This is a genomic window from Clostridium pasteurianum, from assembly GCF_001705235.1.
Lineage (GTDB): Bacteria > Bacillota > Clostridia > Clostridiales > Clostridiaceae > Clostridium_S > Clostridium_S pasteurianum_A.
Map to the genome: position 1 here is coordinate 2,617,790 of NZ_MCGV01000001.1, position 18,964 is coordinate 2,636,753.

An 18,964-nucleotide genomic window follows, 5' to 3' on the forward strand; every position below is an offset into this window, starting at 1 on the left:
CAGGATAAAGAAAAGAAAGAAAATAATAAGAAAACTAAACATAGTAAAAAGACGCACAAAAAAGATTAATATTTTAACCTGCGTAGTATACACGTGAGATATATTAAAATTAAGAATAATGCAGCAGAACTTAAAATATGTTCTGCTGCATTATTAATTTAGTATTACTTGTAAGGTTCCAATTCTTTTACCATACGATATAACAAAAATGGTGATTTTTCTATCGAACCTACAATTTTAAATCCTGATTTTTTGTACAAATTCAGTGCAGGTTTATTATGTATTTTAACTGTTAAAGAGCATTTATTGCAGTTATTCAATTTAGCTTGTTTTTCGGCGAAATGAATTAGCTTTGAGGCTACACCATGCCCCCTGCTTTCAGGCATTGTAGCTAAAGTGCCAATGTGATATTCGCCTTCTCTGCCTTCTTTTAATGACATTATTGAAAATAGATTATGTAAATGTGTAAGTGAATAACCAATTAAACCTAAGTTCCGAAGTTTCATTAATTTCCAAAAGGTTGGCCATTCAAGCTTATTCATGATAGTAACAGGATAACATGTAATCATGCCCACGGTTTTATTGTTAAGATGTGCTTCAAAAGCGAATTCATGGCTAAACCGATTATGGTTAAGTTTCCACATTTCATAAAGTGTTTTTTCGATTAAATCTGAATCTTTAGAGCCAACAACGGTATGAGCCATGAAGTCAAGTGCCATGTAGTTAAGTTTACTTCCAGCTGGAGACATGGAATTTCCTTTTGAAATTGAGAAAGTATCCATTACCATACACCCCTTTAGTTCATATAATTTATTGCAATAGTTTAAAGTATTATATTGGTATTTTTAGTATTATAATACTTCGAAGGGAGGCATTTGTCAAAAGCAAGTAACTATTTTATGTAAAATATCTTCCGCATGAAAAAATATTTTATTTACTTATAAAAACTTATAACTTAAAATTAAGTGTATAATATATTTTAATCAGTGACTAAAAACGTATATTAGTTTTATGTACAGAATTATTGGAGGAATAACATGTCTAAAGAACATCTTTTGTGGGTACGCAATTATTTTAATAAAATATATAAAACAAATGTACTTGAAAATTTTCTCAACCTTGAAATTCTTGATGTTGAAGAGGGAAAAGTTAAATATCGTGCAAAAATTATTGATAAGCATTGTAATGTGTACGGCTATGCTCATGGGGGTACTTTTGCTTCAATTGCCGATGCTGTAATGGGAGTTTCATGTGTTACGTTAGGAAAACGTGTGGTAACTACGGATATGGGCATAAGCTATATTAAAAATGTACATACGGGAAGTACGATTACGGCAGTTGGCAAAGTAATTAGCCGAGGTAATACTATAATAAGAGCGGTAGGAGAAATATATGATGAGCATAAAGAGCTGCTTGTTAGCTCACATGCTTCTTATTTTGTTGTTGGTGATTTTGATAAGGATGATTATCCTGAAACTAAAGATAAATAGGGGGAAGAATAATGACCTGGAAATTAGAAATATATAGGGCGCTTTTTCTTGCATTAGGGACGTTTGAAATTATTGCAAATGCCAATTTCTTGTGTTTAGAAAATGGAATGGAGTATGCAAGATTACAACATGGAGAAATACCGAAGAGAGCCACTAGAAAACAGTTAAAAGTTAAAGTCGTATTTATGCTTATATTTGGACTTATATTTTTTTCAATGGGAATAAATTCGTATTTTTTGCATTATGTGAATGAAACCTATTTCCTAATTGTTTTAATTTTATTTGCAGTGTATGCATTTGGAGAAGCTTTATACTATAGATATTGGAAAACCTTTGGATTTTCAGCTGTTAGTGCTTTATTACTTTTAGTTTTTTGGATATGGAGATAAATAGAGTTAATTTAAAATGGAAGTCAATTTACGTGTGACTTCCATTTATTATAGGGAGAATAATATATTATGAAATTAAAAGTTCTAGTAGATAATAATACATATATTGATCACTATTATTATGGTGAACCAGCTGTTTCTTATTACATTGAGGATGAGGACATTAAAATGCTGTTTGATGTTGGATATTCCGATATATTTATTAAGAATGCAAATGCATTTGGTATAAATTTAGAGGAGATAAGTATTATTGCTATTTCACATGGACATGATGACCATACTAGAGGGTTAAAGTATTATTTTGAGAAAAAATATAAAAATAAAATTTCTATTATTGCACATCCTGATGCGTTTAAGGAAAAGCATATAGGTGACCTTGAAATTTGTTCCCCCATATTAGAAGATGAACTTAAAGAAAAATGCAACTTAATCTTATCCAAAGAGCCAATAAGGATTACTGAGAATTTGATTTTTTTAGGCGAAATTCCGCAAACAAATGAATTTGAGAATAGAAAACCTATTGGGAAACAAACGTGTGGAAAAGAGTCCATTGAAGACTATGTAATGGATGATACCGCTCTTGCATATAAAACTGAGAATGGAATTTATGTTATTACAGGTTGTTCTCACAGCGGCATATGTAATATTATAGAATACTCAAAAAAAGTATGCAGGGATAATAGGGTATTAGGCGTTATAGGTGGCTTTCATCTATTTGAAGTAAATGAAGAGGCTAATAAGACTATCGAATATTTAAAGCAAAACAATATAAGGGAATTATATCCATGTCATTGTACATCTTTTGCTGTTAAAGCAGAGATACATAAAGTTTTACCTATAAAAGAGGTTGGCGTGGGACTGGAAATAAATTGGACATAGAGGTGATGATAAAGTGAATTTAGAAAGTCTAGTAGAAAAAGATTTTAGCGGATGCATCTTAGCTACTAAAAATAAGAATGTGATTTTTCAAGAAAGTTATGGATATGCTGATTTATCGAATAAAGTTTATAGCAAGCTTGATACAAAATTTGCTACTGCATCGGCGGGAAAAGTTTTTACGGCTGTGGGCATTTTGCAGCTTATAGAAGATAAAATGTTAAGGTTTGATGATGAATTAGGAAACTTGCTTGATTTTGACTTAAAGGGTATAGATAAAGCAATAACAGTTAAAGAACTTTTGTGTAATACATCTGGTATTCCAGATTATTTTGATGAAACTATTATGGAGGATTATGATGAACTCTGGAGGGATTATCCTAATTATAAAATTAGAACCTCAGCTGATTTAATTCCACTTTTTATAGATAAGCCCATGATGTATCCACGAGGACAAAAGTTTCAATATAATAACACAGGTTTTGTAGTATTGGGTTTGATTATTGAAAAGGTAACGGGAAAATTGTTTGATGAATATCTGAAGGAAAAGGTTTTTGAACCATCTCACATGTATAATACAGGTTATTATGAATTGGATAGACTGCCTGCAAACTGTGCTAATTCTTATATATATGATGAAAAACGCAAAGAGTATTATATTAATATTTATAGCGTAGATGTTAAAGGCACGGGGGCAGGGGGAGCCTTTACTACAGTTCAAGATATAAATAAATTTTGGATGAACCTGTTAAGTGGAAAGCTTATTTCTAAGGAAATGCTTGAACAAATGCTTAAAAGACAAAGTGGAAATGATTCACATAATTATGGATATGGTATTTGGCTTCGTAAAATGGATAATGAAACATATACACCATATTTTCAAGGTTGTGATCCAGGAGTAAGCTTTATTTCTAGCTATGACACATATAATGATATTGGCATTACAGTAGTAAGTAATTTTGGCTGCGATGTATGGAAATTGAGGAGAAATATATATAGTGAAATTGCTAAGTAAAAATAGATCATATTTCAGTATAATAAAAGTCTGCTTACTAATTTGAGCAGACTTTTAATAAACACTATGCTTTGAATTTATTTACTACATCATTTAATTTATAAATTGTTTGTTTTATGGCACTAATATTTTCATTTATTTGATTCATAACCGCTTCCTGTTCTTCTACTGAGGAAGCTGTCTTTTGACTTCCCATACTGAAGTCTTTTGAAATATTAGATAATTCATGCACATTATTTACGGCATGGTTACATTCATTTTCTATTGAAGTAATAACATCTATAATGTCTTTGATTTTTAGGTATGCATCATTACTTGATTTTTGCGATTGTATTAAATATTTATCTACTTCTGTTACGGCAGCCACGCCTTCCTTAGCGTCAATAACGCCATCATGTATTGCGCTAATAGCATTACCAATCTCTTCTTGCATGCTAATTGCAATACCGTTTATTTGTGCGTTTGCATCATTTGATTGTTCTGCTAGAGTTTTAATTTCAGATGCTACCACAGCAAAGCCCTTACCTTGTTCGCCGGCTTTAGCAGCTTCAATAGATGCGTTTAAAGCAAGTAGATTAGTTTGCTTTGCTATGGCTGAGATTATTTCGCTGAATGATTTTATTTCTTTTGATTTATTTTCTAATTCTTTTATTATATCAGCTGTATTCTCAACAGTTTTATTGACAATAACTATTTTTTCAATGGAAGTTTTGAATATATTCATTGCTTCTGAAGTATTATTTAAGGATTCATTTGATGAATTAGAGACTGAATTTGCAAGTGCTACTGATTGTTTCACATGGTCAAATATCTGTCCCATGGAATTTGAAACGTCATTTACACTATTTTCATGTTCAATGGCACTAGATGCAATTTTAGTAATCACATGAGTAATTTCTTCTCTTGCTTTGATGGTTTCATTAAAGCTTGTATATAGGTCACTAATTTCGTTAGTTACATTTCCAGAGCTGCTCTTTATTTTATTAATTAATAATAATAGATTGTCCACCATATCCTTAAAGGACAGAGTTAACATGCCAATCTCATCGTTATTTACTTTATCAAATTTTACTGTTAAGTCACCATTTTTTATTAAACATGCTTTATCTTTAAGCTTATTTAAGGAACGAACTAGAACAATAGACAATAATTCACTAAATAATATTCCCATAAGTATCACTACTATAATTATTATACATATGTTTATTTTAAATTTATTGAGCTGGTTAATCATATTATTGGCATCAAAGTCAGCACCTAATACACCAATAATTTCACCTGATTTGTTTTTAATAGGAATATATGCAGAAAGCAGATTTCCCCACTTATCATCATGAGATAACTCGTATGACGCTTTGCCGGTAAAAGTTGATTTGAAAGCAGCGCCAGGATCTGCTTCTTCATCACCTAGTAAGGAGTTATCCTTATCATTCATTGAAGTACCATCAACTATATAAATGTATTTACCACTTGCATTTCTCCTCATAGTATAGAGGTATTTTAACCCGGTTGTTTTTCTTATATTTACTAAATTAGATTGAAGTTCTTTATAATATTCGGATTTCATATCTTCTTTTGTTTGGAGTTTATCGAGTTTTACAGTATCTATTGTTTTAGCTACGGATCGAAGGATTGATATAGCAGTACTACCTACTGTAATTTCAATATTTGATTTAGCTCTGTTATAAGAATAAAAGCCAATGGATATTGAAGAAAAGAAGATGAGTATAAAAAAACTTCCAACAATTTTTAACCTTAAAGAAGAGCTTTTTTTTAGACTATGAGTTCCCATTTTTTAGAATACCCCCATTGATATTATCAAGTATATTAAATACGATAAAGTATGATTAATTATATCAAAAAACGTTTACTTTTTATACTGGAATTGATTTCAAATAAAATATATTAAATAATATTAACATAAAAATACATAAATATAATTTCATATAAAATAATTTAAGGATTTTAATGCTAAAAATATAAATTTCATAATATGTTGACAGTTAAAATTATTACAAGTATAATTAGTTAGAAACCTAACAAATTAAGGCGGCGATAATGGTGAATAATGAGGTGAAAATAGGTAGAGAAATAATGATTTTTTCTAATAAAATCCTTAGAAGGATAAACAGGGAAGCTGGAAAGTACGGTTTAACAGCTGTTCAATCGAGAATACTTGGATTTATATATCATAATTCTGATAAGAAGGATATATTTCAAAAAGACATAGAGGAGGAGCTACAAGTTAGACGTTCCTCAGTAACCAGTGTACTTCAATTAATGGAGAAAAATGGCTATATAAAACGGATACGTGTTTCAGAGGATGGAAGATTGAAAAAAATAATACTTACAGACAAAGGTACAGAAATTCAAAAAAAAGTATATAATTATATTACTAATTTTGAAAATGATTTAAGAAATGAGCTTAGTGAAGAAGAGTTTAGAATGTTTATTGGACTTATCAGCAGACTATCACAAAAAATTTAATAAAAAAATCTAAATAGTAGTTAGAAATCTAACAATAGGAGGCAAATTATGTTAAAAAAATTACTACATTACGTAGGAGAGTTTAAAAAAGATACAGCTATAACTCCTATATTTGTCGCACTAGAAGCAATAATGGAAACAATTCTCCCACTAATGATGGCGTGGATTATTGATAATGGTGTAGGAAAGGGAAATATGTCATACGTATGTAAGATTGGAGTAATAATGATATTAGTATCATTTGTATCTCTTACTTGCGGTGCATTATCAGGAAAGTATGCAGCTAGAGCATCAACGGGTTTTGGTAGAAATTTAAGAAGGGCTATGTACTACAATATACAGGATTTTTCGTTTTCTAACATAGATAAATTTTCTACAGCAGGATTAATAACAAGACTTACTACAGATGTAACAAATGTTCAAAATGCATTTCAAATGGTAATAAGAATGTTTGTTAGAGCACCATTCATGCTTATTTTTGCTATGGGTATGAGTTTTTACATTAATGCTAAATTGTCTTTAGTTTTTTTAGGAGCAATAATTTTTTTAGGAATTGTATTATATTTTATTATGACAACAGTGCATCCATATTTTATGGAGGTATTTAGAAAGTATGATGAATTAAATGCAAGTGTACAGGAAAATTTAACAGCAATCCGTACTGTAAAGGCTTATGTAAGGGAAGAACATGAAACAAGTAAATTTTATAAGGCTTCTTTAAGATTATATAAACTTTTTGTACGAGCTGAAAAATTGATTATAATTAATGCACCAGCGATGCAGTTCTCAGTATATACATGTATTTTGCTTTTGTCATGGCTTGGAGCAAAAATGATTGTGGTAAAGTCAATGACAACTGGTGAGCTAATGAGTTTATTTACTTATACAACAAACATAATGATAAGTCTTATGGTTATTTCTATGGTATTTGTAATGGTAGTTATGGCAAGATCATCTGCTGAAAGAATAGTAGAAGTACTGGATGAAAAGAGTGATTTAGCTAATACTGAAAAACCAGTTTATGAGATAAAAGATGGTTCTATTGCATTTAAGAATGTTGATTTTTCTTATAAGAATAGTCTTGATAAATTAGTTCTAGAGAATATTAATATAAAAATCAACTCAGGTGAAACTATAGGAATTATAGGTGGGACAGGCAGCGCTAAGTCTACTTTAGTTCAACTTATACCAAGGTTATATGATGTAACAAGTGGAAGTGTTGAAGTTGGTGGAATGGATGTTAGAAAGTATGATATAGAAACTCTTAGAAATGAAGTCTCTATGGTACTTCAAAAGAATGTACTATTTTCAGGAACAATAAAGGAAAACTTAAGATGGGGAAATAAAAATGCTTCCGATGAGGAATTAATTACTGCATGTAGACAGGCTCAAGCGGATGAATTTATAGAAAAGTTTCCTGATAAGTATGATACTTTTATCGAGCAAGGAGGTACAAATGTATCTGGAGGTCAGAAACAGAGATTGTGTATTGCTAGAGCACTTTTAAAGAAACCTAAAATACTAATTTTAGATGATTCTACAAGTGCAGTTGACACAAAAACAGATGCACTTATAAGGATAGCATTTAAAGAATCTATACCAGATACTACAAAACTTATAATTGCACAGCGTATTTCCTCTGTTCAGGATGCAGATAAAATTATAGTATTGAATGATGGAAAAATAGATGGTTTTGGAACACATGAAGAGCTTCTAAAATCAAATGACATATATCGTGAGGTTTATGAATCTCAAGTGAAAGGAGCTGATAATAATGAGTCAAAATAATGCTAATAAGCCTAGAGCAATGCATGGACCACGTGGACACGCAAAATTAAGTAAGAATTCTTTAAAAACATTAAAAAGACTGCTGGCTTATATTATTAAGGAATATAAATTTTTATTTTTTATAGTATTTATAACCATTATTATAAGTTCACTTGCTAATGTTATTGGTACACTATTTATAAAAACCTTAATAGATACTTATATAACACCACTTTTAGGAAAATCTCATCCTGATTTTGGACCATTACTTAAAATGATACTTACTATGGCTTTAATTTATTATGTTGGAGTTTTAGCAACGTACGCATACAGCCGTATGATGATTACAATTTCTCAAGGTTCGCTTAAAAAGATAAGAGATAATATGTTTTCTCATATGGAAAGTTTACCAATTAAGTTTTTTGATACTCATGCTCATGGCGATTTGATGAGCCTTTATACAAATGATACAGATACGTTAAGACAGATGATAAGTCAGAGTATACCGCAGTTAATGTCATCGATTATAACTGTTGTTGGAGTATTTATTTCTATGATTTTCTTAAGTCTGCCATTAACAGTTATTGAAGTCTTAATTATAATTTTAATAGTTTATGTTACTAAATTTGTTGGTGGTCAAAGTGGTAAGTATTTTGGACTTCAGCAAAAGGATCTAGGAATGGTAAATGGCTATATAGAAGAGATGATGGAAGGACAGAAAGTTGTAAAAGTCTTTTGCCATGAAGATGAGGCCAAGGCCAATTTTGATAAATTAAATGATATGCTTTTTGCCAGTGCAGATAATGCCAATAAATATGCCAATGTTTTGATGCCTATTATGGGTAACATAGGGTATATAAACTATGTAGCTGTAGCCGTTGGAGGTTCTATTCTTGCCATTGGATCATTTGCTGGATTTACTCTTGGAGCACTTGCATCGTTTTTGCAATTAACGAGAATTTTCAGTCAGACAATAAATCAGATGTCACAGCAGCTCAACTTTGTTATCATGGCTTTGGCAGGTGCAGAGCGTATTTTTACCCTTGCTGATGAAAAGGCAGAAATGGATGAGGGGTATGTAACTTTAGTTAATGCAAGAGAAAATGAAAAAGGTGAGTTAGTAGAAGCTGACGAGCATACTGGACTTTGGGCATGGAAGCATCCACATCAAGAAGAAGGAACAGTTACTTATACAAAGCTTTGTGGAGAAGTTGTATTTAATGATGTTGATTTTGGATATAATGATAAAAAAGTAATACTTCATAATATAAAGCTCTATGCAAAACCTGGACAAAAGGTGGCATTTGTTGGTGCTACGGGGGCAGGCAAAACTACTATTACTAATTTAATCAATCGTTTCTATGATATACAGGATGGAAAAATAAGATATGATGGTATTAATATAAATAAGATTAAAAAGGATGATTTAAGAAGATCACTTGGTATTGTACTTCAAGATCCACATTTGTTTACTGGAACTATAGCGGATAACATAAGATACGGAAAGCTTAATGCAACTGAAGATGAAGTAGTTGCAGCAGCTAAGCTTGCAAATGCACATGGTTTTATAAAGCATTTACCAGATGGATACAATACAATTATAACAGGTGACGGAGGGAATTTATCTCAAGGGCAGAGACAGCTTCTAACTATTGCTAGAGCGGCTATTGCTGATCCACCAGTTTTAATACTAGATGAGGCAACTTCAAGTATTGATACGAGAACAGAGAAAATTGTTCAAGAGGGAATGGACAGACTTATGAAAGGCAGAACTGTGTTCGTTATTGCACATAGACTTTCAACAGTTAAAAACTCTGATGTAATTATGGTATTGGAGCAGGGCAGAATTATTGAAAGAGGAAGTCATGACGATTTGATCAAGCAAAAAGGCAAGTATTATCAGCTTTATACTGGAGCCTTTGAATTATCATAAAGATATAAAGTTACATTGAGAAGTGTTTTCAGCAATTCTTAGATTACTGGGAACACTTCTTTTTTAGTAAACATAATATTAAATAAAAAATAGCGTTGTATCTATAAAAAGTGTTAATACTATAAATATTAAATGAAATATTTATAGTAAGAGAGGATAAACACTTGAAAATCTTAAAAAAGCTTTTAGCTAATAGAATTACATTTATATTTATTGCCATATTGGTACAATTAATAGCTTTTATAGGTGTGATTATAAAATTCAAAAAATATTTTATCCCTTTTTATATTGTTTGTGTTTTAATAAGTATAGTTGCATTACTTGCTATATTATATAAAAAGGTTAGTCCTGCATATAAAATTGCATGGATTGTTCTTATATCAGTATTTCCTGCTTTAGGTGGTTTACTTTATTTATTTTTTGGCTTTAATAAATTGAGTAAAAGGACTATGAGGAAAATGCAGTATGTTATATTAAAATCAAAAGATGTACTGGTGAGAAATGATTCAATTTTAAGTGATATAAAGCTGCAGAGCGAGAGTGCAGCTAATGAGGCGAATTACATTCAAAATTCTTCGCATTTTCCGGTATGTGTTAACACACAAACAGAATATCTAAGTTCTGGTGAGCTTACTTTCAAGAGACTTATAGATGAATTAAAGAAAGCAAAAAAGTATATTTTTTTAGAGTATTTTATTATTAATCAGGGAATTATGTGGAACAGTATTTTAGATATATTAGTTGACAAGGCAAAGCAGGGGCTAGATGTACGTGTTATATATGATGATGCAGGGTGCATGCTAACTTTACCAAAGGGATACGATAAAGAACTTGAGAAGCTTGGCATTAAATGCTGCATTTTTAATCATGTAGTTCCTGTAGTATCCCTTAAATTCAATAATCGTGATCACAGAAAAATAACTGTAGTTGATGGTATAGTGGGTTTTACAGGTGGTATAAATTTGGCCGATGAATACATAAATGAATATGAAAAGTATGGGCACTGGAAAGATACTGCAATTATGATTAAGGGAGATGCTGTCTGGAATTTCACAGTTATGTTTCTTGCTATGTGGGATTTTCTTAGGGGTACTAATGAAAACTTTTATAATTTTAAAAAGAATTTTGATTGCAAAATTTATGATAATGGTTATGTTCAGCCGTATTCCGATAATCCTTTAGATGATGAGCTTGTAGGGGAAACAGTTTATATGAATCTGATTAACAAAGCCAATAGATATATTTATATTACTACGCCTTATTTAGTTATTGACAGTGAAATGCTTACAGCCTTAAAGTCTGCTGCTAAAGGAGGGGTGGATGTTAGAATTATTGTCCCTAATATTACAGATAGCAAGGTTGCAGATGCTGTTGCTAAATCCTATTATCAGACACTTATAGAAAGTGGAGTAAAACTTTACGAATACATGCCTGGATTTATTCATTCAAAAACTTATGTATCAGATGATGAATACAGCGTTGTTGGCAGCATAAATATGGATTTTAGAAGCCTATATCTTCACTTTGAATGTGGTGTTTGGATGTACAAAACTAAAAGTGTAAGTGAGGTGAAAAAAGATTTTCTTATTACTTTAGAAAAGTGCAGGCAAATTACTGAATATGACACTAAATCTGTAAAGTGGTATAAGTCATTATGGTGTATAGTTCTTCGGGTATTCGCACCCATGGTTTAGGAAAGTTTATATAGAGAAAACTTGCCCATAAAATATTTTGGTATATAATGTTTTATATATAATATTGCATTAAATATTTACAGCGATGGGGGTGAATAATTGAAGGTTTTAAGAAAGATTATATTTCATAGGGTGACTTTTGTAGCCATTTCTATATTGGCGCAGTTATTGGTTTTAGCAGGTGCAATAATAAAATTCAATGAATACTTTATTTTCTTTTATGTCATCTGCATTATTATAAGTGTACTTGCAGTATTTGTTATATTATATAAAAACACAAATCCTGCATATAAGATTGCATGGATTGTTCTTATATCAGTGTTCCCGGTTCTAGGCGGACTACTTTATTTGTTTTTTGGTTTTAATAAACTTAATAGAAGAACTAAAAAGAAGATGCAGTCTATTACATCTGAGTCACGACAGGTTTTAATGAAGCATGAAGTAATTTTAGATGAAATAAAATCACAAAGTGAGACTGCAGCTAATGAGTCGAGATATATTCAAAATTATTCACTTTTCCCGCCATGTGTTAATACAAAAGTAGAATATTTTAAGTCTGGTGAGATGACTTTTGAAAAACTTATAGACGAACTAAAAAAGGCAGAACACTATATCTTTTTAGAGTATTTTATTATAGGTAAAGGATTTATGTGGAATAGCATTTTAGATATATTAATAGATAAAGTAAATAAAGGTGTGGATGTTCGTGTAATATATGATGATATAGGTTGCATATTTACATTACCTAAGGGATACAACAAAGAACTTGAAAAAGTTGGCATTAAGTGCTGCGTTTTTAACCCACTAGTTCCGTTAATATCTCTTAAATTTAACAATCGTGATCATAGAAAAATTGCTGTGATTGATGGCGCGGTTGCTTTTACAGGGGGAATAAATTTAGCTGATGAATATATAAATAAATATGAGAAATATGGGTACTGGAAAGATAATTCAATTATGATAAAAGGTGATGCTGTATGGAATTTAACAGTTGCATTTTTATCAATGTGGGATTTTCTTAAAGGCGTAGATGAAGATTTTTATAAATTCAAAAAAGACTTCCCTTATGACCCAAGCATTAAAGGATATGTTCAACCATTTGTGGACAGCCCACTAGATAATGAACCTGTAGGGGAAACTGTTTATATGAATTTAATTAATAGATCAAATAGATATATTTACATGACAACACCGTATTTGATTATTGGTAATGAAATATTGAGTGCACTCACTTCGTCAGCTAAGGCTGGTGTAGATGTTAGAATTATAACTCCATATATTCCAGATAAAAAGCTTGTAAATTCAGTTACTAAATCGTATTATCAGACGCTTATAGAAGGTGGAGTTAAAATTTATGAGTATCTTCCAGGCTTTATTCACTCAAAAACTTATGTTGCGGACGATGAGTACAGTGTTGTAGGAAGTATAAATATGGATTTTAGAAGTTTATATCTTCATTTTGAATGCGGGGTTTGGATGTATAAAACTCCAAGTGTGCTTGATGTAAAAAATGATTTTCTTGATACATTAAAGAAATGTAAGCAAATTACTTTAGAAGATGCTAAATCAGTGAAATGGTACACGCTGTTGTGGCGTTTAGTGCTGAGAGTGTTTGCACCAATGATGTAATCATATATGTGATTTTTCGTCGACCTTGAGTAGAGTAAAATACTGTGGGTCGGCGAATTTTAAATTTGGCTTAAAATAGAGGTTTGAGATTGATTTTTAATAAAGCAGAACAAGTTTTTGCAGATGTATTCTAAAAATAAAGCTCAAAATGTATTGACAAAACTGTAATAATTGCTAAAATAAAATTAGCACTCAACAATAAAGAGTGCTAACAACGATAAGAAATAAAATTTAGTCCATGAACCATGCAATTGTATTGTTTGGTTTTTTAGACATTTAAATATTAATTAAGTGAAGGAGTATGATATAAAATGGCTGTAAAACAGTTTAAGGCTGAGTCTAAAAGACTTTTAGATTTAATGATCAACTCAATATATACAAATAAAGAGATTTTTTTAAGAGAACTCATATCAAATGCAAGTGATGCTATTGATAAGTGTTATTATCGTTCGCTCGTTGATACAAATATTACCTTCAATAAAGATGATTTTTATATTAGAATCACACCTGATAAGGAGAAAAAAACTCTTACAATAACTGATACTGGAATAGGAATGTCAAAGGAAGAACTTGAAAATAATTTAGGAACTATTGCTAAAAGCGGTTCTTTGGCTTTCAAAAATGAAAATGAAGCAAAAGATGGAGTAGATATTATAGGACAATTTGGAGTTGGATTTTATTCTGCTTTCATGGTAGCAGAAGAAGTTACTGTAATAAGTCGTTCAATCGATTCTGATGAAGCATATAAGTGGAATTCAAAGGGAGCAGAAGGATACACTATTGAAAAATGTGAAAAGGATGCACCTGGAACTGAAATTATATTAAAAATCAAAGATAATACTGATGATGAGAAATATGAAGATTATTTGGATGAATTTAGATTAAGAACACTTATTAAAAAGTATTCTGATTTTATAAAGTATCCAATTAAAATGATGGTTAAGAAGACAAGGGCTAAGAAAGATAATGACAAGGAAACTGAAGAATATTTTGAAGATGAAGTTTTAAATAGTATGGTTCCAATATGGAGAAAAAATAAGAATGAATTAAAACAGGAAGATTATGATAATTTCTACATGGATAAACATTTTGGATATCAAAAACCGCTTAAAACAATTCATTCAAACGTAGAAGGGGTAGTAAGTTATACAACTTTAATGTTTATTCCTTCAAATGCACCTTATGATTTTTATACAAAAGAATTCAAAAAGGGCTTAGAGCTTTATTCAAATGGTGTAATGATAATGGAGAAATGTGAAGATCTACTTCCTGATTACTTCAGTTTTGTACAGGGATTAGTTGATTCACCAGATTTATCTTTGAACATATCAAGAGAACTTTTGCAGCATGATAGACAGCTTAAGTTTATTGCAAAGAAGATTAAAGAGAAGATTAAAAATGAACTTTTATTAATGCAGAAAAATGATCGTGAAAATTATGATAAGTTCTTTAATAGCTTTGGAAGACAATTAAAATATGGAGTTTATTCTGATTTTGGAAGCAATAAAGAAGTTCTTCAGGATTTACTTATGTTCTACTCATCAACAGAAAAGAAACTTGTAACTCTTGATGAATATGTTTCACGTATGAAGGAAGATCAGAAGTATATATACTATGCAGCAGGTGACAGTATTGATAAGCTTGAGAAACTTCCTCAAACTGAAGTTGTTAAAGATAAGGGCTATGAAATGTTGTATTTCACAGATGATGTAGATGAATTTGCAATTAAGATGCTTATGAAATATAAAGAGAAGGAATTTAAATCTGTTTCAAGTAAGGATTTAGGCTTTGAGGCTGACGAAAAAGAAAGCAAGAAAGAAACAGAAGAGAATAAAGATTTATTTAATTTCATGAAAGATGCATTAGATGGCAAAGTTAAAGAAGTTAGAGCATCAAATAGATTAAAGACACATCCTGTTTGTCTTTCAAATGAGGGAGATTTGTCTATTGAAATGGAAAAAGTACTTCAAGCAATGCCTAATGGTCAAGGTGCTAAGGCTGAAAAGATACTTGAAGTTAACACAAACCATGAGATGTTTAAGGCTATTAAGAATGCATATGCAGATGATAAGGATAAATTAAAGAAATATGCAAATCTTTTGTATAATGAGGCTCTTTTAATTGAAGGACTTCCAATAGAAGATCCTGTACAGTTTGCAAATGATGTAGCAAGCCTAATGAAATAAAGAGAAGGAACAATGATTTGGAACATTAAAAAAATTCTATAAATCTAAGGTAAAAAAATCGTAAAATCCTAAGATATTTCAATAACTCACTAGCGTTCAAACAAATTGAAATATCTAAGGATTTTACGATTTTTTTGCCAAGATTTATTAGAATTTTTTTAAATTGTTCCTTCATCATTGTTTCTTCTCTTTGGGGGTGAAGCAAGGAAAAAATTCCTCCCTGCCTACGGAATTTTAGAATGCAAATCGTAAAGTCCTAAGATATTTCAATAACTCACTGAAAAAATGTTCAGACAAATTGAAATATCTAAGGCTTTTACGATTTTTTAATCAAGATTTATTAGAATTTTTTTAAACTGTTCCAAAGCATTGTTACTTATCTTTTATGGGTAAAGCAAGGGAAAAATGGTTGGTGGACAGGTAATGCTGAGGTGTACTGACATTGCTATGCTCGTCAGCATGGGAAGGATATCAACTTTATTTGCCTTATTGACAAGTGAGAGATTTGATTGAGGCAAAGGTTAATGACAATTTTTTTATTATGCGTGAAGAACGTATAAAAAGCGGATGAAAACAAAAACTAATATAAATAAAGTTAATGCAGGAGGAGAATATGAAGATTGAGGCGTTTTTTAGAGGAATAAAGAATGCAAATGAGGTTGTTAGTAAATTAAATAATGAAGGAATTGAAGCTTATACTGATATAAATGATCATTTTCAGCTAGACAAAAATACTAAAAATAGTGGAGGACGTCTTTTGGTTAATCCACTTAATTCAGATTTAGTTCTTAATTCTGGAGTCCCAGGAGGCGATAGAGATAAGTCACCAATGCTTGCAGCTAGTCCTATGGTAAGTGGAATGGGAGGATTTGAGGAAATAGCAGACGTAAATTATAAGGTTGTAGTAAATGCTGATACGAGTAATGAAAATAAGGCAAAGGAGATAATTAAATCACTTGGGGGATCAGTAAAAAACCCTAATTTAGAAATTGAGAAGCATGTAAAAGGAATAGATCTTTCTAAATCAGATCCTGAGTTTATGAAAAATCTAAATAAGTGATATGCACATATTGAAATGATGAAGATGCTAAAGATTACACCTTAGTATCTTCATTATTCTTAATAATAAAATTATTTAACAAATACTAATCCTATTATTGCAGCGGCTAGTAATATAACATTTGCAGATACACGTCTTGATACTGCTAGCACAGTGCTTATAATTGCAATTGCCACCATTTCTATATCAATGCCATTACTTACAAACAATTGGAATACAACTATTACGCTAAAACTGGATACAACTAGCACAAGACCATCCAGTAAACCTTGTACGGCAGCATAACCAGCAATACGGGTATAAAAATGCTGTACGATTAAGATTAATAGGGGTGGTATAATTAATGCAATACATGCTAGTAGCGCTCCTTTTAGTCCGCCAACCAAATAACATAAACTTATAATCCAGAATCCATTAGGTCCAGGGGTAACTTGTCCAATTGCCAAAGAATCAGTGAACTGTTTTTGGCTTGCCAATCCTTGAGATATGAAATCAGAGTGTATACTAGGTAAAGGCCCATATCCTCCTGATGAAAACAAAATTGACTTAAGTAAATCTAGAAAAAATACAATCCAGTTCATCTATCATCATCCTTTTTTTTAGAAATATACCAGTAAGTGATAGCACAGCATAAACCGCCTAAAATGTATAAAACAATTACAGATGGATTTAAAAGTATATAAAGAGCAGCAATGCCTATTAATATTGCAAGTGTCACACCAAAAGCAAGGTAACTTTGTTTATAATTTTTTTTGACAATGGGTTTTATATTTCTCCAGTTAGTAGCCAAAGTAATACCAAAGACAGCGGGAAATATTGTATGAATTATAGAATGCACCCTTGCAGATTTACTAATGCAAGTATACATAGCAGTTAGCGCAACTGTAATTGTTGCACTAGGTAAAATAAGACCGATTAAAGATACCAATATTCCTATCCAATTATCTAACTTTTTGCCTATAAGTATTGTATATGAAATGATGTTTATACCCGGTGCCATTTGACCTATTCCCATTATGTTAGAGTACTCTTCAGCTGTTATCCACTTATGTTTATAAATGAATTTTTCCTGAATAAGATATTGCGTAGTAGCTCCACCACCAAAGGATGTAACACCAATTTGTAGCCATGTAAGAAATAGTTTAGCAAGTGTAAAGGTATCTGGGGTATTATTAATTACTTCAACGTTATTAGCTTCATTTTTATTAATCATATTTTTATTCATCCCTTTACTTAACTAATTTACACAGTTAGTATATCATACCAATACATGATAGGCTAATGGGGATAAATTTTTATTTTATAATGCATTAAAGTTAAAGTATAATGAAGATGTAAAAGTAAATAGATATACTAAGGAGGCTATACATATGGGGTATAAAGTGTTAATTACGGAAGACATAGAGCAGGAAGGCAAGGATTATCTTAAAAAGGCTGGTTATGAAATAAAATTAGCAGACAGCATAGATGAAGATAATCTTGTACGTGAAGTAAATGATTATGATGCTATATTAACCCGCGTTGCTATTATAAGTGAGAGAGTTTTGAAGGCGGCAAAAAAACTAAAGGTTATAGGAAAGTTCGGGGTTGGAGTAGATACAATAGATGTTGAAGCGGCAACTAGGCTTGGTATACAGGTTACTAATTCAGCTGAAGCTAACAAAAATACTGTGGCTGAGTATACTATGGGACTTGTACTTGCCCTTGCTAAAAATCTTATTCTATATGATAGTGAACTTAGAGATGGCAATTTTGGTATAAGGACTACCTTTGGAATGGATGTTCAGGATAAAGTTCTAGGAATAGTTGGAGCAGGGGCTATAGGAAAGCTCGTGGCAAAAAAGGCTTCTCTTGGTTTTGGTATGAAGGTTATAGAATATAGAAGGCATATTGAAAAATTAAAGTCAGAAAAAAATGCCCAAGTAACAAATGATTTGGATTATCTTTTGAAAAATTCGGATTTTGTGAGCTTACATGTTCCTCTTACCCAAAATACTAGGCATATGATAGGAAAACGAGAATTATCTTTAATGAAAAAAAGTGCATTTCTCATAAATACAGCTCGTGGGGAAGTTGTAGATGATGATGCTCTTGTTCATGCTCTTTCAAATGGTGAGATAAAAGGAGCAGCTGTGGATGTTTATGCAGGAGAAGTGCCAGCTAAGGATAATCCATTGTTTAAACTTAAAAATGTAATTGTATCACCTCATACTGCAGCACATACTAGAGAGGCAATGGTTAGAATGTCCATTTGCCCAGCTATCGGTATAGATGAAGTTTTAAGAGGTAAAAAGCCATCTTGGCCTGTAAATCATATAGTATAATTTATGTTTAAAAAGTACACAGGTATAAAAGTAAAACCTTTATTGCTATTTGTAGTATAGCAGTAAAGGTTTTACTCATTTGTAACATAAAACTTTTTTACAGAATACTATATT

At 31.0% G+C, this 18,964-nt stretch carries 16 protein-coding genes; 12 read left to right on the plus strand and 4 right to left on the minus strand.

Features of this window, described 5'->3' with window-relative positions; translation table 11 throughout:
- Positions 1-164: 164 nt before the first annotated feature.
- Complete coding sequence (locus BEE63_RS11675) at positions 165-782, minus strand: GNAT family N-acetyltransferase (RefSeq protein WP_066021556.1); 618 nt, start codon at positions 780-782, stop codon at positions 165-167.
- A 255-nt stretch (positions 783-1,037) separates the two neighbouring features.
- On the opposite strand from BEE63_RS11675, the gene BEE63_RS11680 reads away from it, so the two are divergent.
- The 4 genes from BEE63_RS11680 (at position 1,038) to BEE63_RS11695 (ending at position 3,770) form a co-directional block, all read left to right on the plus strand.
- Positions 1,038-1,490 (plus strand): PaaI family thioesterase, encoded by a 453-nt coding sequence (locus tag BEE63_RS11680; protein WP_066021557.1) that lies wholly within the window; start codon positions 1,038-1,040, stop codon positions 1,488-1,490.
- 11 nt (positions 1,491-1,501) lie between these two features.
- Positions 1,502-1,879 (plus strand): hypothetical protein, encoded by a 378-nt coding sequence (locus tag BEE63_RS11685; protein ID WP_066021558.1) that lies wholly within the window; start codon positions 1,502-1,504, stop codon positions 1,877-1,879.
- A 69-nt stretch (positions 1,880-1,948) separates the two neighbouring features.
- Positions 1,949-2,758: an MBL fold metallo-hydrolase gene (locus BEE63_RS11690; RefSeq protein WP_066021559.1), complete on the plus strand. Its 810-nt coding sequence runs from the start codon at positions 1,949-1,951 to the stop codon at positions 2,756-2,758.
- Between the two features lie 13 nt (positions 2,759-2,771).
- A complete protein-coding gene (locus BEE63_RS11695; protein ID WP_066021560.1) occupies positions 2,772-3,770 on the plus strand; it encodes a serine hydrolase domain-containing protein in 999 nt (332 codons plus the stop codon).
- Positions 3,771-3,834: 64 nt separating this feature from the next.
- On the opposite strand, the gene BEE63_RS11700 is transcribed toward BEE63_RS11695, so the two are convergent.
- Positions 3,835-5,562, minus strand: coding sequence for a methyl-accepting chemotaxis protein (locus BEE63_RS11700; protein ID WP_066021561.1), 1,728 nt, complete (start codon positions 5,560-5,562; stop codon positions 3,835-3,837).
- Between the two features lie 269 nt (positions 5,563-5,831).
- On the opposite strand from BEE63_RS11700, the gene BEE63_RS11705 reads away from it, so the two are divergent.
- The 7 genes from BEE63_RS11705 (at position 5,832) to BEE63_RS11740 (ending at position 16,526) form a co-directional block, all read left to right on the plus strand.
- Complete coding sequence (locus tag BEE63_RS11705) at positions 5,832-6,257, plus strand: MarR family winged helix-turn-helix transcriptional regulator (protein WP_066023220.1); 426 nt, start codon at positions 5,832-5,834, stop codon at positions 6,255-6,257.
- A gap of 48 nt (positions 6,258-6,305) precedes the next feature.
- Positions 6,306-8,045: an ABC transporter ATP-binding protein gene (locus BEE63_RS11710; protein WP_066021562.1), complete on the plus strand. Its 1,740-nt coding sequence runs from the start codon at positions 6,306-6,308 to the stop codon at positions 8,043-8,045.
- Complete coding sequence (locus BEE63_RS11715) at positions 8,032-9,957, plus strand: ABC transporter ATP-binding protein (RefSeq protein ID WP_066021563.1); 1,926 nt, start codon at positions 8,032-8,034, stop codon at positions 9,955-9,957. Before BEE63_RS11710 ends, BEE63_RS11715 begins: the two co-directional genes overlap by 14 nt.
- A 164-nt stretch (positions 9,958-10,121) precedes the next feature.
- Positions 10,122-11,651: a cardiolipin synthase gene (gene cls / locus BEE63_RS11720; RefSeq protein ID WP_066021564.1), complete on the plus strand. Its 1,530-nt coding sequence runs from the start codon at positions 10,122-10,124 to the stop codon at positions 11,649-11,651.
- A gap of 99 nt (positions 11,652-11,750) precedes the next feature.
- Positions 11,751-13,280, plus strand: a complete 1,530-nt coding sequence (gene cls, locus BEE63_RS11725) for a cardiolipin synthase (protein WP_066021565.1) — start codon at positions 11,751-11,753, stop codon at positions 13,278-13,280.
- A 311-nt stretch (positions 13,281-13,591) separates the two neighbouring features.
- Entirely contained in the window at positions 13,592-15,466 is a 1,875-nt protein-coding gene (gene htpG / locus BEE63_RS11730) for a molecular chaperone HtpG (RefSeq protein ID WP_066021566.1), read from the plus strand.
- A gap of 613 nt (positions 15,467-16,079) precedes the next feature.
- On the plus strand, positions 16,080-16,526 hold the full coding sequence (locus tag BEE63_RS11740; protein ID WP_066021568.1) for a hypothetical protein: 447 nt from the start codon (positions 16,080-16,082) through the stop codon (positions 16,524-16,526).
- A 71-nt stretch (positions 16,527-16,597) separates the two neighbouring features.
- On the opposite strand, the gene BEE63_RS11745 is transcribed toward BEE63_RS11740, so the two are convergent.
- Both BEE63_RS11745 and BEE63_RS11750 read right to left on the minus strand, forming a co-directional pair.
- The gene (locus BEE63_RS11745; protein ID WP_066021569.1) at positions 16,598-17,107 is read right to left on the minus strand and encodes a chromate transporter; all 510 of its coding nucleotides are present in this window, start codon (positions 17,105-17,107) and stop codon (positions 16,598-16,600) included.
- A complete protein-coding gene (locus BEE63_RS11750) occupies positions 17,104-17,739 on the minus strand; it encodes a chromate transporter (protein ID WP_066021570.1) in 636 nt (211 codons plus the stop codon). The genes BEE63_RS11745 and BEE63_RS11750 overlap by 4 nt, the downstream gene beginning before the upstream one ends.
- Before the next feature lie 157 nt (positions 17,740-17,896).
- Here BEE63_RS11750 and BEE63_RS11755 point away from each other — a divergent pair, with 157 nt between their 5' ends.
- Positions 17,897-18,850, plus strand: coding sequence for a hydroxyacid dehydrogenase (locus tag BEE63_RS11755; RefSeq protein WP_066021571.1), 954 nt, complete (start codon positions 17,897-17,899; stop codon positions 18,848-18,850).
- Positions 18,851-18,964 lie beyond the last annotated feature (114 nt).